We start from the raw sequence: 6,733 nt of genomic DNA on the forward strand, positions 1-6,733 counted from the left end.
GTGCTGGGGCGCTGGGGCCGGGGCGCGGCGCGTGGGTGCGGGCGCGGGTCGGCATCGGCGTCGCGCGGGTTTTCGTGCTGGGCGACAGTTCACGCGCGCGGCCGGCCGTGAGGTGTCGCTGGGCGCGAAAGGTCGCAGCGCAGATCAGTCCGGACGACCCCCAAAGAGCCATTTGACGGTACCGGGTGCGGGGGCAACGATGGGCACATGTCCAGCCTCCAGTCCCTCCGGGCGACCGCCCACCCGATACGGCTCCGCCTGCTCTCGCTGGTGACGAGCTCCGCGATGAGCGCAGCCGAGGCCGCACGGGAGCTCGGTCTCTCGCAGGCCACCGCGAGCTACCACCTGCGTGTCCTCGAACGGGCCGGGCTGGTCGCCGTCGTCGAGGTCGTCCGGCTCCGGGGCGGCGAGGCGAAGCGGTACCGGCACGAGTCGTCGTCGCGGGCGTTCGACCCCGACGCCCGATCCGGCAGTGGCGCCGAGGACGTCTCGATCGAGGACCAGCTCGTCTACGTCGAGGCGCAGGTCGAGGAGCTCCGGCGACGCGTTCGACAGCGGACCACGGGGCCTGGCGTCTCCACCGACGCCGAACTGTGGGTCGGCCCCGAGACGTGGCGTCGCGTGGTGCACCACGTCGGCCAGGCCTCTGCCCTGCTCCACGCCGCAGCGCAGCGCCCCCGTACCCCGGGCACCGTCCCGGTGTCGATGACCGTCTCGATGTTCCCGATGCGGCGACCGTGAGCACGCCGACCACGGGCGTCCTCCGGCACGCGCCGTTCCGTTGGCTGCTCGCCGCCCGCACGGTGAGCATCCTCGGCAACGCCGTCGCCCCGATCGCGTTGGCGTTCGCCGTCCTCGACCTCACCGGCTCACCCGTCGACCTCGGCCTCGTCGTGGCCGCACGTTCGGTCGCGAACGTCGCGGTCCTGCTGTTCGGCGGGGTCATCGCCGACCGTCTCCCCCGTGACGTCGTGCTCGTCGCCACGTCACTCGGTGCCGCACTGACGCAGGGCGCCGTCGCCGCGCTGGTCCTGACCGGCACCGCGACGGTCCCGCTCCTCGTCGTCCTGAGCATCCTGAACGGTGCGGTCGCCGCGGTCAGCCTGCCGACGACCGCTGCCATGGTCCCCGAGACCGTGCCCGAGGCACTGCTCCGTCCGGCGAACGCCGTGATCCGGTTGAGCATCAACGCCGGCACCATCGTCGGGGCCTCCGCCGGCGCCGGCATGGTGGCGCTCGTCGGCGCCGGGTGGGGATTGGCGGTGGACGCCGCCGGCTTCGCCGTCGCTGCAGCCCTGTACGCACGGATCCGACTGCCACGTCGCACGTCCGTCGCGCCGGCCGACCGCCCGTCGGTGATCGCGGACATCCGGGAGGGATGGGTCGAGTTCTCGGGGCGACGCTGGGTCTGGACGGTGGTCGCCCAGTTCGCGGTGCTCAACGCCGCCTTCGTCGGTGCCACCACCGTGCTGGGTCCGGTGGTCGCGGACGGTTCGTTCGGCAGGGCGGGTTGGGGACTCGTCGTCGCGGCGCAGACTGTCGGCCTGGCGCTCGGGGCGCTGATCGCGCTGCGGTGGCGACCGCGGCACGCCCTCGGCATCGGCGTCGCCCTGATGGCCGTGACCGCGCTCCCCGTCCTGGCGCTCGCTGGCGCACCGGCCCTGCCGACCCTGCTCGTCGCGTTCGCCCTGGGCGGGGTGGCCATCGAGCTGTTCGCGATCGCCTGGGACCACGCGCTGCAGTCGAACGTGCCCCGGGCCGTGCTGTCGCGGGTCTACTCGTACGACATGGTCGGGTCGTTCGTCGCCGTCCCGCTCGGCGAGGCCCTGGTGGGACCGCTGGCGCACGCGGTCGGCACGCCCGCGACCCTGATCGGTTGCGCCGTCGTCATCGTCGTCGCCACCGTGGTCGCCGCGTCCACCCGGAGTGTCCGGCGCGTGACCACCGAGGTGGCCCTGCCGGTTTGATCAGCCCGGGGAGGCGTCCGCGTCGACCTCGTACGCCTCGAACCGGGCGTCGGCGAGGATCGCGTCGACGAGTGACCGTGAGCCTGCGACGATCGTCGAGTCCCAGTCGATCTCGGTGGCGAGCACCCACTCGTGCCCCTCGGGCCAGAGCATCTGCGGGGTGTGCCCGAAGCCGACGTACGTGCCCACGCGGGCGTCGTCCGTCCAGCACGGGTCGCTGAGCTGCGGCAGGGACATGGCGAGCAGGAAGCACTCGCGGGCCGGCCACAGGAAGCGCGGACCCGCGAGCGACTCCCGGAGCGCAGCCTGCTCCCGCCCGTGCTGCGCCTGAGCACGGGCCATGTGCGCCTGCATCTCCGCGCGCTCGGCCGCCGTCGGCTCGCCGCTCCCCTGCCACCCGAAGCCCAACGTCGACGTCCCGTTCAGGTCGCCCCATCCGTCCCAGATCGCCCCGACCAGGTCGTCCGGCGTCGACGTCGCGTCGGCGAGGAGCCCGGTGAGCGCGGCGAGTTGCGTCGGCTCGTACCACCCCTCTTCGGGCGGATGGACGACCCAGCCGTCCTCGAAGGGCAGGTCCGACTCGTCGTCCCGACCGCTGAGCGTCTGCCACGACACGAGCGGGTCGATCGTCCGACGGGTGCGCTCGGCGACGTCGGCCCAGCGCCACTCCGCCGACTCGAGGACCGGGTGCTCGTCGTACTCGTCCACGGTCGTTCGGTCCTCGCGATCCGCTCGGAGCGGGTGCAGGATCCGGACGTACGCCTCGAACCCGGTGCCCGCGACGCCGCCGAACGAGGCGAACGCGCCGGCCCGGGCCAGCAACCAGTCGCCGCGCGAGGCGTCCTTGATCAGTTCCACGTGCCGAGCCCTCGGTGCCCGTGCGGGTCAGCTCGCCTGCGGGCGGGGTGCACGGAGGCCGGGGAACTCGTCGTCGCGCCACTCGCCCTCGGCGCGCGTGCCGTTGGTCACCGACTGCTCCTCGCGCTCCCGCAGCTCCACGCGGCGGATCTTGCCCGAGATGGTCTTCGGGAGCTCCGCGAACTCGACGCGGCGGACGCGCGCGTAGGCGGGGAGAGCCGTGCGTGCGTACTCCAGGACCTGCCTGGCGGTGTCGGCCGACGCCTCCCATCCGGTGGCCAACGTGACGTACGCCTTGACGACGTTGAGACGGGCGTCGTCGGGTGCCGGGACGACCGCGCTCTCGGCCACGGCCGGGTGCTCCAGCAGGGCGCTCTCCACCTCGAACGGCGACACCTTGTAGTCCGAGGACTTGAAGACGTCGTCGGTGCGGCCGATGAAGGTCAGTTCGCCGTCGGCGTCGCGGACGGCGATGTCGCCGGTGTGGAAGAAGCCGTCGCGCATCGACGAGGCCGTGCGGTCGGGGTCGCCGAGGTACTCGGCCATCAGGTTGACGGGCCGCTCGGTGAGGTCGAGGCAGACCTCGCCCTCGTCGCCCGGTTCGCCGGTGACGGGGTCGAGCAGCGTCACGGTCACGCCGGGGAGCGGCTTGCCCATCGCGCCGGGCGTCACGGCCGCGCCCGGGGCGTTGCCGATGATCGCGGTGGTCTCGGTCTGCCCGTAGCCGTCGCGGATGGTGAGCCCCCACGCCGCCTCGACCCGGCCGATGACCTCGGGGTTGAGCGGCTCGCCGGCCGAGATGAGCTCACGGAGCGCGCGCGGCTTCACGCCGAGGTCGGACTGCAGCATCATCCGCCACGCGGTCGGCGGCGCGCAGAACGTGTTGACCTCGGCCCGCTCGAGCTGCGCGAGGAGTGCGGCGGGGTCGAAGCGCGCGGTGTTGTGGATGAACACGGTGGCCTCCGCGATCCACGGCGCGAAGAAGCAGCTCCAGGCGTGCTTGCCCCACCCGGGCGAGCTGATCGTCAGGTGCACGTCACCGGGCCGGACGCCGAGCCAGTACATCGTGCTGAGGTGACCGACCGGGTACGACGTCTGGGTGTGCACGACCATCTTCGGCTTCGACGTCGTGCCGGACGTGAAGTAGACCAGGCACGGGTCGGTCGTGCGGGTGACGACGTGGGGGCGGACCTCATCACTGGGAGCGGGCTCACCCAGGTCGCTCGGGTACTCCGTCCACCCGTCAGCGGGACCGCCGATGACGATGCGCGTGAAGGACCCGCGGACGTCGTCGTACTTGTGCGTCTCGCTCCGGTTCGTGACGACGTGCGCCACCGAGCCCCGGTCGACGCGGTCCTGCAGGTCGGCCGTGTCGAGCATGGTCGACGTCGGCAGGATGACCGCACCGAGCTTGATCACGGCGAGCATGGTCTCCCAGAGCTCGAGCTGGTTGCCGAGCATGACGAGGACGTGGTCGCCCTGCTGCACGCCGAAGCCGTGCAGGCGCGCGGCGAGCCGATTGGACCGTGCGGCCATCTCGGCGTAGCTGAACCGCTGCTCACGGCCGTCCTCCTCGACGATCCAGAGCGCGGTGCGGCTGTTGTCGGTCGCGATGACGTCGAACCAGTCGGTCGCCCAGTTGAACGTGTCGCCGACGTCCGGCCAGCGGAACCCGGCGCGTGCCGCCTCGGGAGAGTCCGCGGCGAGGAGCTGGTCGCGGGCGGCACGGTACGCGGCGGTCGGGTTCACATCAGGCACGGACCGATCATGCCGCATCCGTCTCAGAGCCGATCGATCAGGCGAGTTCCCGGAGCCAGCGGTCGAGCCAGGGAATGATGCGCGAGAGGTCGTCCGCGTCGATCGCGTCACTCGCGGCCGCACGTGCCGCCGGACCCGCGTTGAGCGCCAACGCACTGGGGAGCGCCTGGAAGAGCGGGATGTCCGAGCGGCTGTCGCCGACAGCGCAGCAGTGTTCGATCGGTACACCGAGGTCACGAGCGAGCGCGAGCGCCCGGTCCCGCTTGTCGAACTCGTCGAAGTGCTCGGCGACGGTGCCGTCGTGGACGCCGTCGTGCTCGCCGACTCGGGGCCCGCCGTTCGGGACGAACCCGAACCGCCGCGCGAGGGAACGGGTCACGGGTTGCCACGCGAGCGACGCGAGCACGGGTTCGACGTCGTGGGCACGGCACCACGCGACGACGGTCTCGGTTCCGGGCAACACCGGCAGGCCGTCGAGCCACCGGTCGACCGTCGCGACGGACGTGCCACGCCACCCGCGTGCGTCGACCTCACTGACCTGCTGGTTGGTGAGATCGCCGGCGGCGTAGCGCGCTTCTGCATCGTCGAGCGCGTCCTGGTGCCCGAGCCGGGCGGCAAGGAAGCTGCTGCTGGAACCGGGGCTGACGAGGGTTCCGTCGACGTCGAAGAACACGATGCCGACGGTCACTGCTGACCGCTCCCCCGCACGACCGCATCGAGCACCCGGCTCGTCTCGTCGGTGTCGACGTGCAGGTGCGCCCCGATGCCGAGCGCACGTGCAGCCTCGATGTTCTCCGGCACGTCGTCCACGAAGAACACCTCGTCCGGGTCCGCCCCCAAGCGCTCGAGCGTGATCCGGAACGCCTCGGCGTCGGGCTTGTTCACACCGATCTCGTGGGAGTAGCAGATCGGGTCGAACACCGCCGAGAACCGGAAGCGCCGCTCCTCTTCCTCTCGAGCACCATCGCCAGAATTCGACAGGATCGCGAGGCCGATGGTGCCGCGGAGTCCGGCGAGGAAGTCGTACAACGGCTGGTTCAGCGTTCCGCAGTACGCATCCCAGAAGTCGGCCCGCATGACGGCGAGCTGGTCGGCCCCCAGCTCGAGCGCCGTACCGATCGCACCCCAGTACCGGTCGACGACGCCGGTCCGACGGGAGGCGTCGGGCAGGTCGGCCGCGACGAGGCGAGCGGAGAAGTCGTCCGTCGTCATCCCGAGACGCTCGGCCCACCGCGCCCGGAAGCGTCCGGGCCAGGCGGCGTCGTCGACGAGTTCGAGGACCCCGCCCACGTCGAGCAGCAGCCACCGCACGGCGGGCCCGGCAGCCCCGGCCGTCCCGCCGCTCACAGCGATCCCCGCAGCTGCCGGATCATCTCGACCTCGAGTTCGCTCGGTTCGAGGACGTACGCCTCGGTCGCCCCCGTCGGCTCGTAGCCACGTCGGGCGTAGAAGGCCTGCGCACGGGTGCTCCCCTCGTGCACGTGCAGCCGAAGTGCCGACCCGTGTGCAGCCGCCCACACCTCGACCTCGTCGAGTAGCGCATCGGCGACACCGGCGGTACGGCCCCGGTGCGACGGAGCGACGTAGACGCCGACCAGGAGCGGCCCGACCCGGGGGCCGGGCACGAACACCCCCATCGTCCCGAGCCACCGGCCGTCGGCACCGATCGCGGCGAGGGTCGTCCCGCCGACGTCGTGCTCACGGCGGCCGCGTCGACGCCAGTCACGCTCCTGCAGCCGCTCCGCGTCGGCAAGCCGCTCCCCGTACGCCTTCGGGGTGTCCCGGAGCATCTCCAGCCGCAGTGCCCGCACGGACTCCCAGTCGTCCTCCGTGGTCGGTCGGATCGTCGTTCCCCGCATGACCCGAGCCTAGGGGTGGCAGGCCCGGAGAACTCGTTCCAATCCGACTGGCGGACGACGCCGAATCACCTGCAACGACCGGGAAACACCCGGAGCGCTCACCAGCCGCACATCGCTGGTTCTCCACCCCACCAAGGGTGTGTTCGGCGCGCACACAGCAACCGCGCCGAGCGCGACAACAGCAAAGGACTGATCACGATGCGTAAGAGCCTCAAGACCTCCATCACCCTCGCCACGACCGGCGCCCTCGTCCTCGGCGGTGCCGCGTTCGGGATCTCCTCCGCCCAGGCC

7 protein-coding genes are annotated in these 6,733 nt (G+C 71.9%); 2 read left to right on the forward strand and 5 right to left on the reverse strand.

Going from position 1 to position 6,733, the window contains the following annotated elements:
• Positions 1–207: 207 nt before the first annotated feature.
• Both DEJ05_RS17650 and DEJ05_RS17655 read left to right on the forward strand, forming a co-directional pair.
• Positions 208–741: a helix-turn-helix domain-containing protein gene (locus DEJ05_RS17650; protein WP_110865587.1), complete on the forward strand. Its 534-nt coding sequence runs from the start codon at positions 208–210 to the stop codon at positions 739–741.
• Entirely contained in the window at positions 738–1,967 is a 1,230-nt protein-coding gene (locus DEJ05_RS17655) for an MFS transporter (RefSeq protein WP_111111301.1), read from the forward strand. Before DEJ05_RS17650 ends, DEJ05_RS17655 begins: the two co-directional genes overlap by 4 nt.
• Here DEJ05_RS17655 and DEJ05_RS17660 read toward each other — a convergent pair whose 3' ends face one another.
• The 5 genes from DEJ05_RS17660 to DEJ05_RS17680 are packed head-to-tail and all read right to left on the reverse strand — an operon-like array spanning position 1,968 to position 6,442.
• Positions 1,968–2,825, reverse strand: coding sequence for a hypothetical protein (locus DEJ05_RS17660; protein ID WP_111111303.1), 858 nt, complete (start codon positions 2,823–2,825; stop codon positions 1,968–1,970).
• Positions 2,826–2,852: 27 nt separating this feature from the next.
• Entirely contained in the window at positions 2,853–4,601 is a 1,749-nt protein-coding gene (locus DEJ05_RS17665; protein WP_111111305.1) for an AMP-binding protein, read from the reverse strand.
• A 19-nt stretch (positions 4,602–4,620) separates the two neighbouring features.
• Entirely contained in the window at positions 4,621–5,271 is a 651-nt protein-coding gene (locus DEJ05_RS17670) for an HAD family phosphatase (protein ID WP_111111307.1), read from the reverse strand.
• Entirely contained in the window at positions 5,268–5,930 is a 663-nt protein-coding gene (locus tag DEJ05_RS17675; protein WP_111111309.1) for an HAD family hydrolase, read from the reverse strand. Before DEJ05_RS17675 ends, DEJ05_RS17670 begins: the two co-directional genes overlap by 4 nt.
• Positions 5,927–6,442 carry an N-acetyltransferase gene (locus tag DEJ05_RS17680; protein ID WP_111111311.1) on the reverse strand — a complete coding sequence of 172 codons (516 nt, stop codon included), beginning with the start codon at positions 6,440–6,442 and terminating at the stop codon, positions 5,927–5,929. The genes DEJ05_RS17675 and DEJ05_RS17680 overlap by 4 nt, the downstream gene beginning before the upstream one ends.
• Positions 6,443–6,733: the final 291 nt, after the last annotated feature.

The organism is Curtobacterium sp. MCLR17_045, assembly GCF_003234405.1.
Taxonomy (GTDB): Bacteria; Actinomycetota; Actinomycetes; order Actinomycetales; family Microbacteriaceae; genus Curtobacterium; species Curtobacterium flaccumfaciens.